The following is an 18,061-nucleotide window of genomic DNA, read 5'->3' on the forward strand; positions in this document are numbered from 1 at the left end:
CCAACAGCAGCTGGCACCAACAGCAGCAACCAACTGTCGAAGGCGGGGTGGGTCCGGTTGCGGGGGTGTGAGCGGCATGGATGCCGCGACCAAGCCCCCATGGACGGATTTGCGGCGTCCCCCGCAACCGGACCCACCCCGCCATCCCACGGAATGCCCGCTGTTGCTTTTGAGGTTGCCGGCCAGCGGCCGGCACTACCGCAGGTGCAGGGCGGCAGCCCTGCAAACCAGAACACTCCTCACCGCTCCGAATGCCCGCTCTGGTCGTAATCGCGCGGGCTGAACAACTCCGGCTGGATCAGCTCGATGAACGCCCGCGCCTGCGCCGACAGCGCCTTGCCCCGGCGCACGATCACCCCGTAACTGCGTTCCGGGAACCAGCGCTTCATCGACCGCGCCGCCAACCGCTCGCGGTCGGCCTCGTTCAGGCACAGCGCCGGCACGATCGAAATGCCCATGCCCATCGCCACGTACTGCTTGATCACCTCCCAGCCGCCGACCTCCAGTGCCACGGTGTAGGCGATGCGGTGGCGCTGGAACACCTGGTCCACCAGGCGGTAGGTGATCTGCCGCTTCGGCGGCAGTACCAGCGGATAGCGCGCGATGTCGGCCAGCTCCAGCTCGCCGCCACTGGCCAGCGGATGATCGTGCGGTGCGATCAGCACCTGCTCGAAGCGGTAGGCCGGGGCGTAGCTCAGGTCGGCCGGCACATCGGTCATCGAACCGATCGCCAGGTCGGCGGCATCCTCGCGCAGCAGGTCGGTGCCGTCGGCGCTGATCGCGTTGTGCAGGGTCAGACGCACGTCCGGGTGATGCAGGCGGAAGCGTTCGACGATCTTCGGCAGCAGGTAGAGGATGGTGGAACTGTTGGCGGCGATGTTCAGTTCGCCCGCATCCAGGCCGCGCACCTTGTCGCGGAAGCGCGCCTCCAGCCCGTCCAGGTTTTCCACCAGTGGTTGCGCCATTTCATACAGCAGCTGGCCCTCGCGGCTGGGCACCAGGCGCCGCCCGCTGCGCTCGAACAGCGGCACCCCCAGCTCCCGCTCCAGCGCCTGCAACTGAAGGCTGATCGCCGGCTGGCTGACGAAAAGTGCCTCAGCCGCCCGTGAGACCGAACCCAGGCGCACGGTCTGGCAGAACGCGCGCAGCGGCTTCAGCCGGTCAGATTTGTAGGAAAAACGCGGACTTGGCGGGGTGCGTGTGCTCATCGTGTCACGAGTATTAGCACAACTTATGTAGAACATTGCAAAAACTGTTTTGCCAAATACTCCGGCCCAGCGGCACCGTGGAGTCGTTCCCCCACCGCTGGAGTCGCCCCATGTCCGCCGTCGCTTCCGCTGTTCCCACCCCTGCCAGCAAGGCTACCCCCGGCATCGCCCTGGCGACCCGCGTGGCCGGCCAGGACACCGTGCTGCCGGCGCCGCTGCTGGCCCTGCTGGTGTCGCTGCACCGTGCGGTGGAACCGGGCCGGCAGGCACGGCTGCAGGCCCGCCGCGAGCGCCAGGCGTTCTTCGACCAGGGCGGCCTGCCGGACTTCCGCGAAGACACCACCGCGATCCGCAACGGCGACTGGCGCGTTGCCCCGCTGCCGGCCGCGCTGCAGGACCGCCGCGTCGAGATCACCGGCCCGACCGATCCGAAGATGGTCATCAACGCGCTGAACTCCGGCGCCAAGGTGTTCATGGCCGACTTCGAGGATTCGACCTCGCCGACCTGGCGCAACCTGCTGGCCGGCCAGCTGTCGCTGGCGGCGGCGGTGCGCGGTGATCTGCAATTCACCGCTGCAAATGGCAAGCACTACAGCCTGCGCCCGTACGACGAGCAGGCGGTGCTGATCGTGCGCCCGCGCGGCTGGCACCTGGACGAAAAGCACGTGGCCATCGACGGCCAGCCGCTGGCCGGTGGCCTGTTCGACGCGGCGGTGTTCGCCTTCCACAACGCCCGCACCCTGCAGGCGAAGGACCGCGGCCCGTACTTCTACCTGCCCAAGCTGCAGAGCATGGAAGAGGCGGCGCTGTGGGAGACCGCGCTGTCGCACATCGAAGGCATGCTCGGCCTGCCACATGGCCAGATCAAGGTGACGGTGCTGATCGAAACGCTGCCGGCGGTGTTCGAGATGGACGAGATCCTGCACGCGCTGCGTGACCGCATCGTCGGCCTGAACTGCGGGCGCTGGGACTACATCTTCTCGTACCTGAAGACCTTCCGCCGCCACGCCGACCGCGTGCTGCCCGAACGCGGCCAGGTGACCATGACCCAGCCGTTCCTGAAGGCCTATTCGGAGCTGCTGATCCAGACCTGCCACCGCCGCGGTGCGCATGCGATGGGCGGCATGGCCGCGCAGATTCCGATCAACAACGATGCCGCCGCCAACGAACAGGCGATGGCCCGCGTGCGCGCCGACAAGCTGCGCGAAGTCACCGCCGGCCATGACGGCACCTGGGTTGCGCACCCGGCGCTGATTCCGGTGGCGATGGCGATCTTCGACGAACACATGCCCGGTGCGAACCAGCACAGCGTGCTGCGCCAGGACGTGCGCGTCGGCCGCGACGAACTGATCGCACGGCCGCCGGGCACCATCACCCGCGCCGGATTCGAAGGCAACGTGGAAGTCTGCGTGCGCTACCTGGCCGCTTGGCTGGATGGCAACGGCTGCGTGCCGATCCACCACCTGATGGAGGATGCGGCCACCGCCGAGATCAGTCGCAGCCAGTTGTGGCAGTGGCTGCACACGCCGGGCCAGCAGCTGGACGACGGCACCGCGATCGACCTCGCGCTGCTGGATTCCACCCTCTCGCAGCTGCCGGCACGGCTGGGCGATACCGCCGCGCTGCCCGGTGGCGCACGCATCGGCGAGGCCATCGCCCTGCTCGGCGAACTGAGCCGCAGCGACGAACTGACCGATTTCCTGACCCTGCCGGCCTACGCGCGCATCGACTGACCGACTGCCCGCAAACCCGCCGTTTCCCTCCCCGCTGCACGCACGAACCGAACTGGAGAAAGACATGAGCAAGCTGCCCACTGCCGAACAGATCCAGCACGACTGGGATACCAACCCGCGTTGGGAAGGCATCCAGCGCAACTACAGCGCCGCCGACGTGGTGCGCCTGCGCGGCACCGTCCACATCGAGCATTCGCTGGCCCGCCTGGGTGCGGAGAAGCTGTGGGCATCGCTGCATGAGCGCGAGTTCGTCAACGCGCTGGGTGCGCTGACCGGCAACCAGGCCATGCAGCAGGTCAAGGCCGGGCTGAAGGCGATCTACCTGTCCGGCTGGCAGGTGGCGGCCGACGCCAACCTGGCCGGCCAGATGTATCCGGACCAGTCGCTGTACCCGGCCGATTCGGTGCCGGCGGTGGTCAAGCGCATCAACAACACGCTGCTGCGTGCCGATCAGCTGCACCACGCCGAAGGCAAGGATGACATCGACTTCCTGCAGCCGATCGTGGCCGACGCCGAAGCCGGTTTCGGCGGCGTACTCAACGCCTTCGAACTGATGAAGGCGATGATCGAGGCCGGCGCCGCCGGCGTGCATTTCGAAGACCAGCTGGCGTCGGTGAAGAAGTGCGGCCACATGGGCGGCAAGGTGCTGGTGCCGACCCGCGAGGCCATCGAGAAGCTCAACGCCGCACGCCTGGCCGCCGACGTGTTGGGCGTGCCGACCCTGCTGGTCGCGCGCACCGATGCCGAGGCCGCGGATCTGCTGACCAGTGACATCGACGGCAACGACCGCCCGTTCACCACCGGCGAGCGCACCGTCGAGGGCTTCTACAAGACCCGCAATGGCCTGGACCAGGCGATCAGCCGTGGCCTGGCCTACGCGCCCTACGCCGACCTGGTGTGGTGCGAGACCGGCAAGCCGGACCTGGAATTCGCACGCAGGTTCGCCGAGGCGATCCATGCGAAGTTCCCGGGCAAGCTGCTGGCCTACAACTGCTCGCCCAGCTTCAACTGGAAGAAGAACCTGGACGACGCCACCATCGCCAAGTTCCAGCGTGAGCTGGGCAGCTATGGCTACAAGTTCCAGTTCATCACCCTGGCCGGCTTCCACGCGCTGAACTACGGCATGTTCAATCTGGCCCACGGCTACGCACGCCGCCAGATGAGCGCGTTCGTGGAACTGCAGGAAGCCGAGTTCGAAGCCGCCGAGCGTGGCTTCACCGCGGTCAAGCACCAGCGCGAGGTTGGCACCGGCTACTTCGATGCCGTGACCCAGGCGATCCAGCAGGGCCAGTCCTCGACCACCGCGTTGACCGGCTCGACCGAAGAAGAGCAGTTCCACGGCGGGCGCAGCGAACGCGCCGCGTGAGCGGGTAGTGCCGGCCGCTGGCCGGCAACTACATGGACTTCGGGAACATCGATGGGTTGCCGGCCAGCGGCCGGCACTACCGGGCCTCAGAGCGATCAGGGTGGCCAGGGAAGGGCCAGGCAACGCCGGCCGGTCGGGGGACCCGCCGGCGTTGTTGTATCGATGGAAACGCGATGAACGCATGCAGCGTCAATCCAGCGCACCCCACAGTCCGGCAACTTGGCCGAAACCCTGTGAAGGTAGCCATCAGATTGATCCGGAACGACTTTTCCCTGGACCGTGGCGGGCAGAACGGCCACCGCGCGCCTTCACATCGGGAAAGCGGACCACAAGGCTCAAAATGAGATAGGGCGCACATTTTAAAGCGGTGCTATGCTCCGCGGCTCACCAGGGGACGCTGGCGGCGGGTGCAGGGAATGACCGGCAGGGGTGCGGCCGAGAACAGTGATGTGACGTCAGGTATCGCCCGGGTGGCGATGGCCGAGATCGTGCATGCGCTGCTGTCCGATGCCGAGGTCGCATTGTTCGCCAGATTTGCCCGTCCACGCAAGCTTCATGCCGGGCAGTGGCTGTTCCAGCGTGGCCACCGTGGCGAGCGCATGTACGTGATCCTGGAAGGCCAGATCGAACTGGATTTCGGCGAGGACCTGGTGATCAAGACCCTCGGGCAGCAGGAGTTCTTCGGTGAGCTGGGCCTGCTGGTGGGTGATCACCCGCGCAGCGCCAGTGCGCGCGCCCTGGTGGACTGCGAGGTGCTTGAGCTGGGGCCCGCCGACTTCCATCGTCTGGTGGAATCCGATCCGGGCCTGGTCGCCTACTTCCTGCGCCGCACGATCATGCGCGTGCTGACCAACGAACAGGCGCTGATCAGCCAGCTGCGCCGGCGCAACCATGATCTGGAAACCGCGCTGGACAACCTGTACATCACTACCCACCAGCTGACCCACACCCGTGAACTGGTGCGTACCGATGAACTGACTGGGCTGCACAACCGCCGTGGCCTCACCCTGTACCTGCAGGAATGCCGCGCCGATGGCAGTGGACTGCCGCAGGCGCTGCTGCTCATCGACTGCGACCGCTTCAAGCAGATCAATGACCGCCATGGCCACCAGGCCGGCGATCGCGTGCTGCAGAGCATGGGCAACATCCTGCGCTCGATGGCCGGTGAGCAGGACCTGGCCTGCCGGCTCGGCGGTGACGAGTTCTGCCTGATCCTGCGTCGTGGCAACCACGAGATCGTGCAGCACGCGGCAGAGTTCATCCTCAGCGCGGTACACGGCCTGCTCGAGCGCAGCCACGGCACGCCGCACGTCAGCCTGGTCAGCATCGGCGCCAGCCTGCTGGACCCGGATGCGGGCTGGAGCGAGTGGTACGCCAGCGCGGATCGTGCGCTGTACCAGGCCAAGCGTGATGGTGGCAACTGCCTGCGTTGGGCAGACGCAGTGGACTCACCCTAGATCGGGAGACAGAGGCGATGAATGGCGACAACGGAACGTCGGCGCCGCACAACCAGCAACTGCGCGCCCTGCTGTTCACCGACCTGTGTGACTCGCTGCTGCTGGTCGAACGCATCGGCGATGTCGCTGCCGCCGAACTGTTCCAGGAACACGATCGCCTGGTGCTGGCGCTGCAGCAGCGCTGGAACGGCCAGCTGATCGATCGCTCCGACGGACTGTTCATGCTGTTCGAGCGCCCGATCGACGCGCTTGGCTTTGCATTGGATTACCAGCGTGGGCTGCAGCCGCTGGGGCAGAGACACGAGATCCATCTGCAGGCGCGGGCTGGTCTGCATGTGGGCGATGTGCTGACCTGGGAGAACAGCGCCGAGGCAGTGCGGGCTGGCGCCAAGGCGATTGAAGTCGAAGGCCTGGCCAAGCCGACGGCGGCGCGCCTGATGCAGTTGGCACGCCCGGGCCAGATCCTGCTTTCGGCGGTGGCCGAATCCATCGTGCGTCGCTCCAGTGGGTCGCTGGGCGCGATGGCTGAAGGCCTGCAATGGCGGTCGTTCGGGCGATGGCGCTTCAAGGGCGTGAGCCAGCCAGCCGAAGTCTACGGCGTGCAGGCGGCGGGCATGCCCACCCCGGGGCGGCTGCGGCACACGGCCAAGGCCCGGCGTGATCTTCCGTTGTGGCGCCGTCCGCTGGCGATGGCGGCGCAGGCCGCCGTACTGCTGGCCGCAGTGCTTGGCGTCTGGTTGCTGACCCGGCCACAGCCGGCCATCGCGTTCGCCGAACGCGACTGGGTGGTGCTCGGCGGGCTGCATAACCTCACCGGCAATCGACTGCTCGATGACGCCCTGGACCAGGCGTTCCGGATCAGTCTCGAGCAGTCCCGCTACGTCAACGTCGTCAGTGACGACCGCGTCAGCCGCACCCTTGAGATGATGCGGAAACCGCCGGATCGCGGTGTCCGCGAACGTGGCGATGCCGCCGCTGTGGCGGTGCGCACGGGCGCCCGCCTGGTGTTCGTGCCATCGGCGACCGATGTCGGCGGCCGAACCCGCTTCAGCGTGGAGGTGGTCGAGCCGTCGACGCTGCGCACCCTGGCCGTGGTATCCGCCGATGCGAAGGCCGGTGCGGTACTGGCGGCAGTGGACGATGTTTCGCGCCAGCTGCGCGATCGCCTGGGCGAAGAGCCCGCATTGATCCAGCGCGACAGCCAATCCCTGCCGGAGGTGACCACGGGCAGCATGGATGCGTTGCGTGCGTTTGCCTTGGGCCAGAAGCGCTACAGCCGAGGAGATTTCAACGGCGCGATGGCGTTCTTCGGGCAGGCGATCGAGGTCGATCCTGAGTTCGCCCTGGCATGGCTGGGCCAAGCCCGCTGTCGCTTCGCCATGATGAATTACCGCGATGCCCGGCGTCTGCTGGCAGAGGCCGACCGTCGATCAGGGCACCTTACGCCGCGCGAGCGCCTGTACGTGCAGAACTGGGCGCTGCAGATCAGTGATCCGGATCGCGCCACCGATGGCTGGGCGCGCATGGCGGAGCTGTATCCGGATTACATGCCTGCAAGCTACAACGCCGGTCTGAATCTTTTCCACGAGAACCGCCTTGCCGAGGCCCTGGCGCTTTCCAGGCGTGTTGCACAAAGCAGGGTCGAGCTGCCTGAGATCGCGCAGGACCAGTACGGCCGCGCCTTGCTGGCCAGCGAGCGCTATGCAGAGGCTGACATCGCGTTCAGCCGTGCCGCCGGCAATGGTTGGGAAGGTGCATTGATGCGCCAGGCGACGGTGGCGGCAGCGCGTTCCGAGTTCGAGAAGGCCAATGCGCTGCTTGGGCGGATCGATCCAGGCAACTTCCATGCTGGCAATTTCGCTACCACGATTGCGCTTGACCAAGGCGATGTCGAGGGCGCCATCAAGCTCGCCGAACAGGGAAGGATGCTTGCCGGACAGCGCCAGGGCATGGATCGGTACAACTTCGACATGCCCCTGGCCGTCGCCTACATGATGGCCGGCAGAAGGTCGAAGGCGCTGATGGTGGCGCGCGTGGCCGCGACCGCGCCGTTCGCAGAGCTGAGCGGCGAACCCGCGGTGGAGGTAGTGGATCGCCTGGTTGCAGCACACGCGGCAGCCTTGCTGGCACTGAGACTGGGCGATGCCGCACCGGCCAAGGCGGTCCAGGCCCGGATGAACGCGCTTCAGGATCTCCCTGACAGCAGCGTGTTGCGCCAGTACGTCACCCTGTTGGCCGGGCGGATGATGCAGCATGAGGGCCGGCCCCAGGCCGGGCTGGACCTGCTCGTACCGCTGTTGAAGAAGCAGCCACGCCTGCAGGTGCGGCTGGCAGTGCGTGACCTGGCGCTGGAGGCGGGCCTGAAGGATGTTGCCCAGGAGCAGACGCGTTGGCTGCGTGATCGCCCCGGATTTGCATATGCAGAAGCGCAATGCAGCTTCTGCCTGCAGGCGCTTAACGTAGTGGATGTGCGGAGGCTCATGGCGGCGCCGGCAATCGAGGCTGCCGACACCATGGCCTCGATGCCTCAGCGCAGCGTGCGCGGCGAGCCGTAACCGTCCTCAAGCATCGGCACGGAGTAGCCGGTACCACTGGTCAGCATGGCGATGATCTGCTCTTCGGCCTGTGCGATGACGTCTTTCTCCGCCAGGCAGATGTTCTTGCAGCAATCCTGCACGAACTGCTGAAGGTCAGCCGGGTTGGATGGAACGTGTCCAGCCAGCAATATCGCGGCAGCCGTGTCGGTGGCGAAGAGCTGGCGGAAGGTGTCATCGGTGGCGAGACGCTGAACCAGCGTCCTTGCGACCGGCAGCGAGAGCGTCAACGTGGGCATTGTGTCCTGCATCCATGGAGTGTCGAGGGGCAGTGGTGATGTCGGCTTGGCCAAGCGGTTCTTGAGAGGGTAGAGCGGGAGATGTAAAGGAATCGGGTCGCGGTTCGATAACGTGGATTCACGATGAAGGAAGGGCTGATCCGATGGATGTCAGGCGCTGCGCGATCGTAGTGGTACAGCCCACCGAGCAGATCCGGTTCGAGTTTGAGGGCCTGCTGCGCGGTGGTGATGGGCTGGTGCGCACGCTTGCCTGGGAGGCACTCGCTCCCCACCTGGATGGACCGGTGGCGCTGGACGCTGCGGCACAGGCACTGCTGGGAAGCCTGAGCCCAAGTGCATGGACCACGCTTGAGGCAGGGAAGGCCTGTTCACCTGCCATGGACCTGCTGATCGCCAGTGGCCTGGTGTTGACCCGCGGACAGGATGACGATGTTGCCGCTCGTGACGAGCGGTTGCGTGCAACGCATTGGCATCCCCTGGCTGCGGTCATGCATGCCTTCTCACGCTGGGAGGATGTTGACGCCGTTCGCAACATGCGTGAATCACAGATCGAAACGGCCTCGCAGATGCGCAGGACATTGGGACCGCCGCCACCGCACGCTGCCGCTGCCGACGCTGGGTTGGTACCACTGCCGCCTCAGCAGTCCAACGATTTCGACGCACTGCTGGCGCGGCGGGTCACCTGCCGGAACTTCGATGTCACCCGATCACTGCCGCTGCCCCTGCTGAGCCAGATGCTGCAGCGGGCATTCGGCAGCAGCAGCTGCCAGCGCGAAGGCGATGATCTGGTGTTCCTGAAGAAGAACGTCCCTTCGGGCGGCGGACTGCATCCTGTCGAAGCCTACGTGCTGGTGCGCAATGTCGATGGACTTGCCGCGGGCATGTACCTCTATCGAGCGCAGGGCCACGGACTGATGCCGGTTGATTGCCCCGTGGCCATCGATCGCGACTTCGTGATGTCCATGGTCGGGCAGCAGCACTGGTTCGCGGATGCGCACGTGCTGGTGGTCCTGGCCCCGCGTTTCAACAGGACGTACTGGAAGTATCGCCAGCATGGGAAAAGCTATCGGGTTGTCGCGATGGAAGCGGGACATCTATCCCAGACGCTGTACCTGGCGGCCACGGATGCCGGCCTGGGAGCATTCATTACTGCAGCGATCAACGAAAAGCCCATCGAACGTGCCCTGGGCCTGGACACGATCAATGAGGGGGTACTCGCGGTCTGCGGTTTCGGATGGCGTGCATCACGGATGACGACCAGCGAACTGGACCCGGCAGGCGTGATCTGGAACCTTGAAGACCGCGCGGGCTGACCCCGCGCGGCCTCTGCTGCATCACGCCGCTTCGAAGTCCACCAGTACCGCGCCATCACCCACCTGGTCGCCGGCCTTGGCGCGATAGCCCTTCACCGTCCCATCCGCCGGTGCCTGCAGGGTGTGCTCCATCTTCATCGCTTCCAGCACCACCAGCGGCGTGCCGCGCTTGACCTCGGTGCCGGCCGCGACCAGTGTCGCGACGATCCTGCCCGGCATCGGCGCCAGCAGGCTGCCGGCATCCGCCACGGCGTGGTCCGATTCGCCCACCGGATCGTGCAGGGTGAAGCGGTGCTGGCCGTCGGCGCCGAACAGGTACAGCTGGTCACCGTCGCGCAGCAGCTGCAGCGACCAGCGGCGTTCGCCCAGCTGCACGGTAAGATGCTGCGCATCGGCTGTGCCGATCACCTGAACCGGCGCGGCGTCATCGCGCTGCACGCGCCAGCCATCGGCCTGTGCCCACACTTTGAGCGTGTGCTTGCGTTCGCCCTGCTGCAGCGGCAGCACGCGCGGTGCCGATGCGCCGAGGCGCCAGCCATCCTGGGCCTGCCATGGCGAATGCGGGTCGCGCGCGTCGGTGCTGGCACCGGCAGTGCCAGCAACCGCGGCCACGGCGGCCAGCTGCCACAGGGCATCATCCGTTTCGCCCACTGCACTCAATGCCGCCTGTTCGCGTTCGATCAGCGCGGTATCCAGCCTGGCGTGCGCGAACGAATCGGTGTTCACCAGCCGGCGCAGGAAGCCGGCATTGGTGGTCACGCCTACCACCTGGCAGTCGGCCAGCGCCTGGCTCATGCGGCGCAGCGCGGCATCGCGGTCCACGTCCCAGACGATCAGCTTGGCGATCATCGGGTCGTAGTACGGGGTGATGCTGTCGCCTTCCTCCACGCCGGTATCCACGCGCACATGGGCCGACGGGATTGGCAGGCGCAGGCGGCGCAGGGTGCCGGTGGAGGGCAGGAAGCCACGGTCGGCATCTTCGGCATACAGGCGCGCTTCGATCGCGTGGCCGTGGATGGCCAGCTGCTCCTGGCGCAGCGGCAGCGGCTGGCCCGAGGCCACGCGCAGCTGCCATTCCACCAGGTCGGTACCGGTGATGTACTCGGTGACCGGGTGCTCGACCTGCAGGCGCGTGTTCATTTCCATGAAGTAGAAATCGCCGTCCGGGCCGGCGATGAACTCCACCGTGCCCGCACCTTCATAGCCCACCGCGCGCGCGGCATCGACCGCCGCCTTGCCCATCGCAGCACGACGTTCCGCGCTCATGCCCGGGGCCGGCGCTTCTTCCAGCACCTTCTGGTGGCGGCGCTGCACCGAGCAGTCGCGCTCGAACAGGTACACCGCGTCACCGTGGCTGTCGCCAAAAACCTGGATCTCGATATGGCGCGGCCGTTCGACGTACTTCTCGACCAGCACGTGGTCGTTGCCGAACGCCGAGGCTGCCTCGCGCTGGCAGCTGGCCAGCGCATCGACGAAGTCCTCGCTGCGCTCGACCTTGCGCATGCCCTTGCCACCGCCACCGGCGCTGGCCTTGATCAGCACCGGGTAACCGATGCCATCGGCCTGTGCGCGCAGGAAGTCCGGCGCCTGCTGGTCACCGTGGTAACCCGGCGTCAGCGGCACACCGGCCTTGGCCATCAGCGCCTTGGCCGCGCTCTTGTCACCCATCGCACGGATCGCGCTGGGCGGTGGCCCGATGAAGGTGATGCCGGCGGCGGCGCAGGCATCGGCGAAGTCGGCGTTCTCCGACAGGAAGCCGTAACCGGGGTGGATGGCCTGTGCGCCGGTGGCGCGCGCGGCGTCAAGCAGGGCATCGCCACGCAGGTAGCTCTCGCGTGCGGCGGCCGGGCCGATGTGGACGGCTTCGTCGGCCAGGCGCACGTGGCGTGCGTTGCGGTCGGCATCGGAGTACACCGCCACGGTGGCGATGCCGAGGCGGCGGCAGGTGGCGATGACGCGGCAGGCGATTTCGCCGCGGTTGGCGATCAGGACTTTGCTGAACATGGCAACGTGCTTCATAGGAGCGTGCTCGGTCATGGCACGGGTCACATGCGGAACACGCCGAAGCGCGTCTGCTGCGGGGCGGCGTTGAGGCTGGCCGACAGCGCCAGCGCCAGCACCTGGCGGGTGTCGGCCGGATCGATCACGCCGTCGTCCCACAGGCGCGCGCTGGCGTAGTACGGGTGGCCCTGCTGCTCGAACTGGTCGCGGATCGGCGCCTTGAACGCGTCTTCCTCCGCAGCCGGCCACTGGCCGCCCTTGGCTTCGATGCCATCGCGCTTGACTGTGGCCAGCACGCTGGCGGCCTGCTCGCCGCCCATCACGCCGATGCGTGCGTTCGGCCACATCCACAGGAAGTTCGGCGAGTACGCGCGGCCGCACATGCCGTAGTTGCCGGCGCCGAACGAACCGCCGATCACCACGGTGAACTTGGGAACCTTGGCGCAGGCCACCGCCATCACCAGCTTGGCGCCGTCCTTGGCGATGCCGCCCTGTTCGTACTTGCGGCCGACCATGAAGCCGGTGATGTTCTGCAGGAACACCAGCGGAATGTTGCGCTGGGTGCACAGTTCGATGAAATGCGCGCCCTTCAGCGCCGACTCGGAGAACAGGATGCCGTTGTTGGCGATGATGCCGATCGGGTAGCCGTTCAGATGGGCGAAGCCGGTGACCAGCGTTGCGCCATAGCGCGGCTTGAATTCGTCGAAGCGCGAGCCATCGACCAGGCGCGCGATCACTTCGCGCACGTCGTAGGGCTTGCGCGTATCGGCCGGGATCACACCGTACAGTTCGTGTGCCGGCAGCAGCGGTTCTTCGCTGGCCTGCACCGCCATCGCCGGTTCCGGCTTGCGCCAGTTCAGCTGCGCGATGATCGCACGCACCCGTGCCAGTGCCTGCAGATCGTTGTCAGCCATGTGGTCGGCCACGCCGGATATGCGCGTGTGCACGTCGGCGCCGCCCAGTTCCTCGGCGGTCACTACCTCACCGGTGGCCGCCTTCACCAGCGGCGGGCCGCCGAGGAAGATCGTGCCCTGCTCGCGCACGATCACCGTCTCGTCGCTCATCGCCGGCACGTAGGCGCCACCGGCGGTGCAGCTGCCCATCACGCAGGCGATCTGCGGAATGCCCTGCGCCGACAGGTTGGCCTGGTTGTAGAAGATGCGGCCGAAGTGGTCGCGGTCGGGGAAGACTTCGTCCTGCAGCGGCAGGAACGCGCCGCCGGAATCGACCAGGTAGATGCACGGCAGGTGGTTCTGTTCGGCGATCTCCTGCGCGCGCAGGTGCTTCTTCACCGTCATGGGATAGTAGGTGCCGCCCTTGACCGTGGCATCGTTGGCCACGATCACGCACTCCACGCCGCTCACCCGGCCGATGCCGGCCACCACGCCGGCGGCCGGCACGGCGTCTTCGTACATGCCATGCGCGGCCAGCGGCGCGATTTCGAGGAAGGCGCTGCCGGGGTCGAGCAGGGCGTCGATGCGGTCACGCACCAGCAGCTTGCCGCGTGCGGTGTGCTTGGCGCGTGCGGCTTCGCTGCCACCCAGCGCGGTGCGCGCCAGGGTGGCGTGCAGATCGTCGACCACGGCCTGCATGGCCGCGCGGTTGGCTTCAAAGGTATCGCTGCCCGGTTGCAGCTGGCTGTTCAGGACGGTCATCGCGGTGGCCTTACAGGGTGCGCTGGAACAGTTCGCGGCCGATCAGCATGCGGCGGATCTCCGAGGTGCCGGCGCCGATTTCATACAGCTTGGCGTCGCGCCACAAGCGGCCGGTCGGGTATTCGTTGATGTAGCCGTTGCCGCCCAGGATCTGGATCGCCTGGCCGGTCAGCCAGGTGGCCTTCTCGGCGGCGTACAGGATGGCACCGGCGGCGTCCTGGCGGGTGGTGCGGCCCTGGTCGCAGGCGCGCGCCACGGCATAGACGTAGGCGCGGCAGGCGCCCAGGCCGACGTACATGTCGGCGATCTTGGCCTGGATCAGCTGGAAGCTGCCGATCGCCTCACCGAACTGGTGGCGCTCGTGCACGTACGGCATCACCACGTCCATCGCCGCGGCCATCAGGCCCAGCGGGCCGCCGGACAGCACCACGCGCTCGTAGTCCAGGCCGGACATCAGCACGCGCACGCCACCGCCAACCTGGCCCAGCACGTTTTCTTCCGGCACTTCGCAGTCCTGGAACACCAGCTCGCAGGTGGGCGAGGAGCGCATGCCCAGCTTGTCCAGCTTCTGCGCGGTGGAAAAGCCCTTCATGCCCTTCTCGACCAGGAACGCGGTGATGCCCTTGGCGCCGGCGTCCATGTCGGTCTTGGCATAGACCACCAGCACGTCGGCGTCCGGGCCGTTGGTGATCCACATCTTGTTGCCGTTGAGCACGTAGCGGTCACCGCGCTTGTCGGCGCGCAGCTTCATCGACACCACGTCTGAGCCGGCACCCGGCTCGCTCATCGCCAGCGCGCCGACCAGGCTGCCGTCGCACAGGCCGGGCAGGAAGCGCTGCTTCTGTTCTTCGTTGCCGTTCTTGCGCAGCTGGTTCACGCACAGGTTGGAGTGCGCGCCATAGGACAGGCCGATGCCGCCGGAGGCACGCGAGATTTCTTCCATCGCCACCACGTGGGCCAGGTAGCCCATGCCGGTGCCGCCGTATGCTTCTTCCACGGTGAGGCCGAGCAGGCCCTGTTCGCCCAGCTTCGGCCACAGGGCCAGCGGGAACTGGTTGCTGGCATCGGCCTCGGCGGCCAGCGGTGCGACCTCGGCGGCGGCAAAATGGGCCACGCTCTGGCGCAGCAGGTCGATGTCTTCGCCAAGGTCGAAGTTCAGGGATGGCACGTGCATTGTGGTGGCTCCACGACGGGATGGCAGGAAATGGACGCACCCGGCGGGGGAGCGGGCGGCGGTCTGCAGGACCGCTGCCCGCACGGGCGATTGGACCCCAGCGTAGCGGGGTTCGGATAAGAAGTGAATACAAATTCAAAAATTGAAACCAGAATCAAAACATGGCCTACAAACGCTCTGCACTGATGGAAGAACGCCTGGCTGGGGCCCGTGAACGGATCCTGCTGGCCACCCGTGAGCTGGTCGCCACCGGCGGCTGGCGCAACGCCCCGGTGACCGCCGTGGCAACCCAGGCGGGGGTATCCACTGGCCTGATCTATCGCCATTTCCCGTCCAAGGCCGAGCTGTTCGTGGAGGTGCTCAACGCCGCGGTGGCCCACGAGGTCGCGATCATGGAGCGCATCGCCAGTGGTCCGGAGGTGGCCAGCGAGCGCCTGCGGCTGGCGATCACCGCCTTCGTTCGCCGCGCCCTGGCCGGGCCGGGGCTGGCGCATGCCTTCATCGTCGAACCGGTCGATCCGGACGTGGAGGCTGAGCGCATGCGTGGTCGTCGCGCCTTCGGCGACGTGTTCCTGCGGCTGGTGGAGGAGGGCGTGGCCGCCGGTGAGCTGCCGGCGCAGGACGCGCATGTGGCCGCCGCCTGCCTGGTCGGCGCCTTCACCGAGGCGATGGTCGGCCCGACCGCACCCAGCCGCGAAGCGCACCGCGACGAAGACGCGCTGGTGGATGCGATCTGCAGCTTCTGCCTGCGCGCGATCGGCGCCCGGTAACGTGGTAGAGCCGACCGCTGGCCGGCTTCTGCACGATCCATCCGGCGGGATGGCGATGCCGGCCAGCGGCCGGCACTACCGGGCCGGCATGTTGCGCCGCACCAGCAGTGACGCCTGTTGTCGCACGCAAAGCGCGTTCTATACTCGGTCCATCACGCAGTCGCTCAGCCGTGGTCCAACGACTATCAGCCAGGGGTAACGAAGAGTGCGGAATTACGATCTGGAGTTCCTGAAACGCTTCTCCATGGTGATCGCGCTGCTGGCGACCATCACCCTCGGCCTCATCCTCCTAGCCGCCTACATCCACACCCGGATTCCGCCCGAGGTGTCGCCGACTGCGGCCAAGCGCACCGAACAGCGCATCTCGCCCACCGGCGCGGTCTATGCCGGCAGCACCGGCGCCGCCGCGCAGGCTGCGGCCAAGGCCGCCGCGCTGGCCAAGGCCGCCTCGCAGGTGGCCTACGGCGGCACCAAGGACGGCAAGGTCATCTTCGACAACCTGTGCACCGCCTGCCACACCACTGGCGTGGGCATGGCGCCGACGCTGGACCATTCGCACTGGGACAAGCGCATCGCGCAGGGCAAGGACACCCTCTACAAGCACGCCATCGAGGGCTATACCGGCCCGGACGGCGGCATAATGCCCCCCAAGGGCGGCAACCCGGCGCTGACCGAGGAGCAGATCCACGCCACCGTGGACTGGATGCTGGGCAACCTGAAGTAGGCGCCGGGACGGCCAAACCGCGAAACGGCGGAAACGTCGGAACATGGAACGGCCGAATGGGATGGCGGAACCGCGGGAAGGGAGTAGAGTCGACTGTTGGTCGACTGATCTTCCCAACGCCACCGAAAAAGCCCGCGCTGCGCGCGATAGTCGACTAACAGTCGACTCTACCCGCCGGTCGCTCCAATCGCCGCGGTCGTTCTCCGTCTGCCGCCGGCGGCTTTGCCGGCCAAGGCCAAAACCGCGCGCGTCGCTGGGGTTTCGCATTTCAAGGTTAGTCTGTGCGCCTCTTCCATGGAGTCGCCCGTCGATGCGCCGCCGTTCCCTTGCTCTTGCCCTGTCCCTGCTGCTGCCGGCCGGTGCCTTTGCCCAGGCCCAGCCGCAGGCCGCACCGGCCGCGTCGCCCTCCGCTGCGCGCAGCAGCGCCACCGTGGTGCTGACCGCCGCGCCGGCCGACTGGCGTGCACTGGATGGCCAGCGCGTGCGCATCGCCGCACCGCTGACCCTGGCCGGTACCGACGGCCTGGAGCGCTTCGGCCAGCTCACCGTGGCCTTCGATGGCCGCCTCTGGCAGCCGACCGAAGTGGCCACGCCGGGCACTGCCGGCTATGAGCAGGTGATGGCCGACAACCAGCGCCGCCGCCTGGTGCTGGAAGATGGCAGCGATGCCCGCGACCCGGCCAGCGTGGCTTACCTGCCGGGCAACCCGGTGCTGCGCACCGGCATGCAGCTGCGCGATGTGCAGGGCATCGTGCGCATGGACGCGCAGGGCCATCCGCGCCTGCAGGTCGAAGGCGCGCTGAAGCTGCCGGAGCTGAAGCGCCCGGCGGTGCCGACCGTGCCGGGCAGCCTGCATGTGGCGGCCTTCAACCTGGAGAACTTCTTCAACGGCGACGGCCAGGGCGGTGGCTTCCCGACCCTGCGCGGCGCACGCACGCTGGAGGAACACAAGGCGCAGGTGGCCAAGCTGGTCACCACGGTCAACGCGCTGGGCGCCGATGTCGCCGCGCTGATGGAACTGGAGAACGACGGCTACGGCCCGCAGTCGGCCATCGCCGAACTGGTCGATGCGCTCAACCGCGACCGTGGCGCGCAGGGCGACTGGCGCTTTGTCGACGCGGGCAACGGCCCCGGTGACAACCCGATCCGGGTCGGCATCATCTACCGCAGCGCGCGCCTGCAGCCGCTGGGCAAGCCGGCTACGCTGACCGGTGGCCCGTTCGTCGAGCACAGCCGCGTGCCGCTGGCGCAGGCCTTCCAGGGCAAGCAGGGCGCGCCGTTCGTGGTGGTGGCCAACCACTTCAAGTCAAAGGGCTGCCGCGACGCCGCCGGTGCCGACGCCGACCACAACGACAACCAGGGCTGCTGGAACGCCACCCGCGTGACCTCGGCGCAGCAGCTGCACGCCTGGCTGCAGACCGACCCGACCGGTACCGGTGCAAAGGACGCGGTGCTGCTCGGCGATTTCAATGCCTACGCGATGGAAGACCCGATCCGCACCCTGCATGACCTGGGCTGGCAGGACGCGTTCAAGGTCGCCAAGGTCGAGCATCCCTACAGCTACGTCTACAACGGCTATACCGGCCGCCTCGACCACGCGCTGCTGAGCCCGGGCATGGCCAAGCGCCTGCGCGGTGCCGCCGAGTGGCACAGCAACGCCGACGAGCAGGATGCCAGCGGCTACCAGGGCCGCAACGTGCAGGGCCCGTGGCGCAGCTCCGACCACGACCCGCTGTTGTTGGGTTTCGACAGATAAGGTTCGGCGGGGATCTGCTCTGGGAGGGACCTTGATCGGCACGGATCCTGCCGTTGCTTTTGATCTTCCAG

General features: G+C 67.2%; 13 protein-coding genes. 8 read left to right on the forward strand and 5 right to left on the reverse strand.

Annotated elements, in window-relative coordinates; translation table 11 throughout:
- Positions 1-239: 239 nt before the first annotated feature.
- A complete protein-coding gene (locus AC5P9L_RS14615; protein WP_005407651.1) occupies positions 240-1,208 on the reverse strand; it encodes a LysR family transcriptional regulator in 969 nt (322 codons plus the stop codon).
- A gap of 110 nt (positions 1,209-1,318) precedes the next feature.
- Here AC5P9L_RS14615 and aceB point away from each other — a divergent pair, with 110 nt between their 5' ends.
- The 4 genes from aceB (at position 1,319) to AC5P9L_RS14635 (ending at position 8,319) form a co-directional block, all read left to right on the forward strand.
- A complete protein-coding gene (gene aceB, locus AC5P9L_RS14620) occupies positions 1,319-2,941 on the forward strand; it encodes a malate synthase A (protein ID WP_279915624.1) in 1,623 nt (540 codons plus the stop codon).
- Positions 2,942-3,005: 64 nt separating this feature from the next.
- The gene (gene aceA, locus AC5P9L_RS14625; protein WP_005407653.1) at positions 3,006-4,307 is read left to right on the forward strand and encodes an isocitrate lyase; all 1,302 of its coding nucleotides are present in this window, start codon (positions 3,006-3,008) and stop codon (positions 4,305-4,307) included.
- Between the two features lie 416 nt (positions 4,308-4,723).
- Positions 4,724-5,764, forward strand: a complete 1,041-nt coding sequence (locus tag AC5P9L_RS14630; RefSeq protein ID WP_024956231.1) for a GGDEF domain-containing protein — start codon at positions 4,724-4,726, stop codon at positions 5,762-5,764.
- A 17-nt stretch (positions 5,765-5,781) separates the two neighbouring features.
- Positions 5,782-8,319 carry a putative peptide modification system cyclase gene (locus tag AC5P9L_RS14635; RefSeq protein ID WP_099474168.1) on the forward strand — a complete coding sequence of 846 codons (2,538 nt, stop codon included), beginning with the start codon at positions 5,782-5,784 and terminating at the stop codon, positions 8,317-8,319.
- Here AC5P9L_RS14635 and AC5P9L_RS14640 read toward each other — a convergent pair.
- Entirely contained in the window at positions 8,292-8,597 is a 306-nt protein-coding gene (locus tag AC5P9L_RS14640) for an NHLP-related RiPP peptide (protein ID WP_005407656.1), read from the reverse strand. The genes AC5P9L_RS14635 and AC5P9L_RS14640 overlap by 28 nt on opposite strands.
- A 143-nt stretch (positions 8,598-8,740) precedes the next feature.
- On the opposite strand from AC5P9L_RS14640, the gene AC5P9L_RS14645 reads away from it, so the two are divergent.
- On the forward strand, positions 8,741-9,910 hold the full coding sequence (locus AC5P9L_RS14645) for a putative peptide maturation dehydrogenase (protein WP_005411922.1): 1,170 nt from the start codon (positions 8,741-8,743) through the stop codon (positions 9,908-9,910).
- A 21-nt stretch (positions 9,911-9,931) separates the two neighbouring features.
- On the opposite strand, the gene AC5P9L_RS14650 is transcribed toward AC5P9L_RS14645, so the two are convergent.
- Genes AC5P9L_RS14650 through AC5P9L_RS14660 form a run of 3 tightly spaced genes read right to left on the reverse strand, consistent with a single transcriptional unit; the run spans position 9,932 to position 14,740 of the window.
- Positions 9,932-11,947: an acetyl-CoA carboxylase biotin carboxylase subunit gene (locus AC5P9L_RS14650; RefSeq protein WP_423159925.1), complete on the reverse strand. Its 2,016-nt coding sequence runs from the start codon at positions 11,945-11,947 to the stop codon at positions 9,932-9,934.
- Positions 11,948-11,955: 8 nt separating this feature from the next.
- Positions 11,956-13,566, reverse strand: coding sequence for a carboxyl transferase domain-containing protein (locus AC5P9L_RS14655; RefSeq protein ID WP_099497419.1), 1,611 nt, complete (start codon positions 13,564-13,566; stop codon positions 11,956-11,958).
- Positions 13,567-13,576: 10 nt separating this feature from the next.
- Positions 13,577-14,740, reverse strand: coding sequence for an isovaleryl-CoA dehydrogenase (locus tag AC5P9L_RS14660; protein ID WP_005407660.1), 1,164 nt, complete (start codon positions 14,738-14,740; stop codon positions 13,577-13,579).
- Positions 14,741-14,901: 161 nt separating this feature from the next.
- Here AC5P9L_RS14660 and AC5P9L_RS14665 point away from each other — a divergent pair, with 161 nt between their 5' ends.
- From AC5P9L_RS14665 to AC5P9L_RS14675, 3 genes are all read left to right on the forward strand, one after another.
- A complete protein-coding gene (locus AC5P9L_RS14665) occupies positions 14,902-15,510 on the forward strand; it encodes a TetR/AcrR family transcriptional regulator (protein WP_005407661.1) in 609 nt (202 codons plus the stop codon).
- 205 nt (positions 15,511-15,715) lie between these two features.
- Positions 15,716-16,234: a c-type cytochrome gene (locus AC5P9L_RS14670; RefSeq protein WP_005407662.1), complete on the forward strand. Its 519-nt coding sequence runs from the start codon at positions 15,716-15,718 to the stop codon at positions 16,232-16,234.
- A gap of 310 nt (positions 16,235-16,544) precedes the next feature.
- Positions 16,545-17,990, forward strand: coding sequence for an ExeM/NucH family extracellular endonuclease (locus tag AC5P9L_RS14675; protein WP_262101549.1), 1,446 nt, complete (start codon positions 16,545-16,547; stop codon positions 17,988-17,990).
- Positions 17,991-18,061 lie beyond the last annotated feature (71 nt).

The sequence above is a fragment of the Stenotrophomonas sp. YJH_SMC_64 genome, from assembly GCF_059371375.1.

Bases quoted from the DNA above. Each gene is read 5' to 3' on its own strand.
- AC5P9L_RS14645 (WP_005411922.1), top strand. From the start codon at position 8,741: ATGGATGTCAGGCGCTGCGCGATCGTAGTGGTACAGCCCACCGAGCAG.
- aceB (WP_279915624.1), top strand. From the start codon at position 1,319: ATGTCCGCCGTCGCTTCCGCTGTTCCCACCCCTGCCAGCAAGGCTACC.
- AC5P9L_RS14630 (WP_024956231.1), top strand. From the start codon at position 4,724: ATGACCGGCAGGGGTGCGGCCGAGAACAGTGATGTGACGTCAGGTATC.
- AC5P9L_RS14655 (WP_099497419.1), bottom strand. From the start codon at position 13,566: ATGACCGTCCTGAACAGCCAGCTGCAACCGGGCAGCGATACCTTTGAA.
- aceA (WP_005407653.1), top strand. From the start codon at position 3,006: ATGAGCAAGCTGCCCACTGCCGAACAGATCCAGCACGACTGGGATACC.
- AC5P9L_RS14615 (WP_005407651.1), bottom strand. From the start codon at position 1,208: ATGAGCACACGCACCCCGCCAAGTCCGCGTTTTTCCTACAAATCTGAC.
- AC5P9L_RS14675 (WP_262101549.1), top strand. From the start codon at position 16,545: ATGCGCCGCCGTTCCCTTGCTCTTGCCCTGTCCCTGCTGCTGCCGGCC.
- AC5P9L_RS14640 (WP_005407656.1), bottom strand. From the start codon at position 8,597: ATGCCCACGTTGACGCTCTCGCTGCCGGTCGCAAGGACGCTGGTTCAG.
- AC5P9L_RS14665 (WP_005407661.1), top strand. From the start codon at position 14,902: ATGGCCTACAAACGCTCTGCACTGATGGAAGAACGCCTGGCTGGGGCC.
- AC5P9L_RS14650 (WP_423159925.1), bottom strand. From the start codon at position 11,947: ATGACCGAGCACGCTCCTATGAAGCACGTTGCCATGTTCAGCAAAGTC.
- AC5P9L_RS14660 (WP_005407660.1), bottom strand. From the start codon at position 14,740: ATGCACGTGCCATCCCTGAACTTCGACCTTGGCGAAGACATCGACCTG.
- AC5P9L_RS14635 (WP_099474168.1), top strand. From the start codon at position 5,782: ATGAATGGCGACAACGGAACGTCGGCGCCGCACAACCAGCAACTGCGC.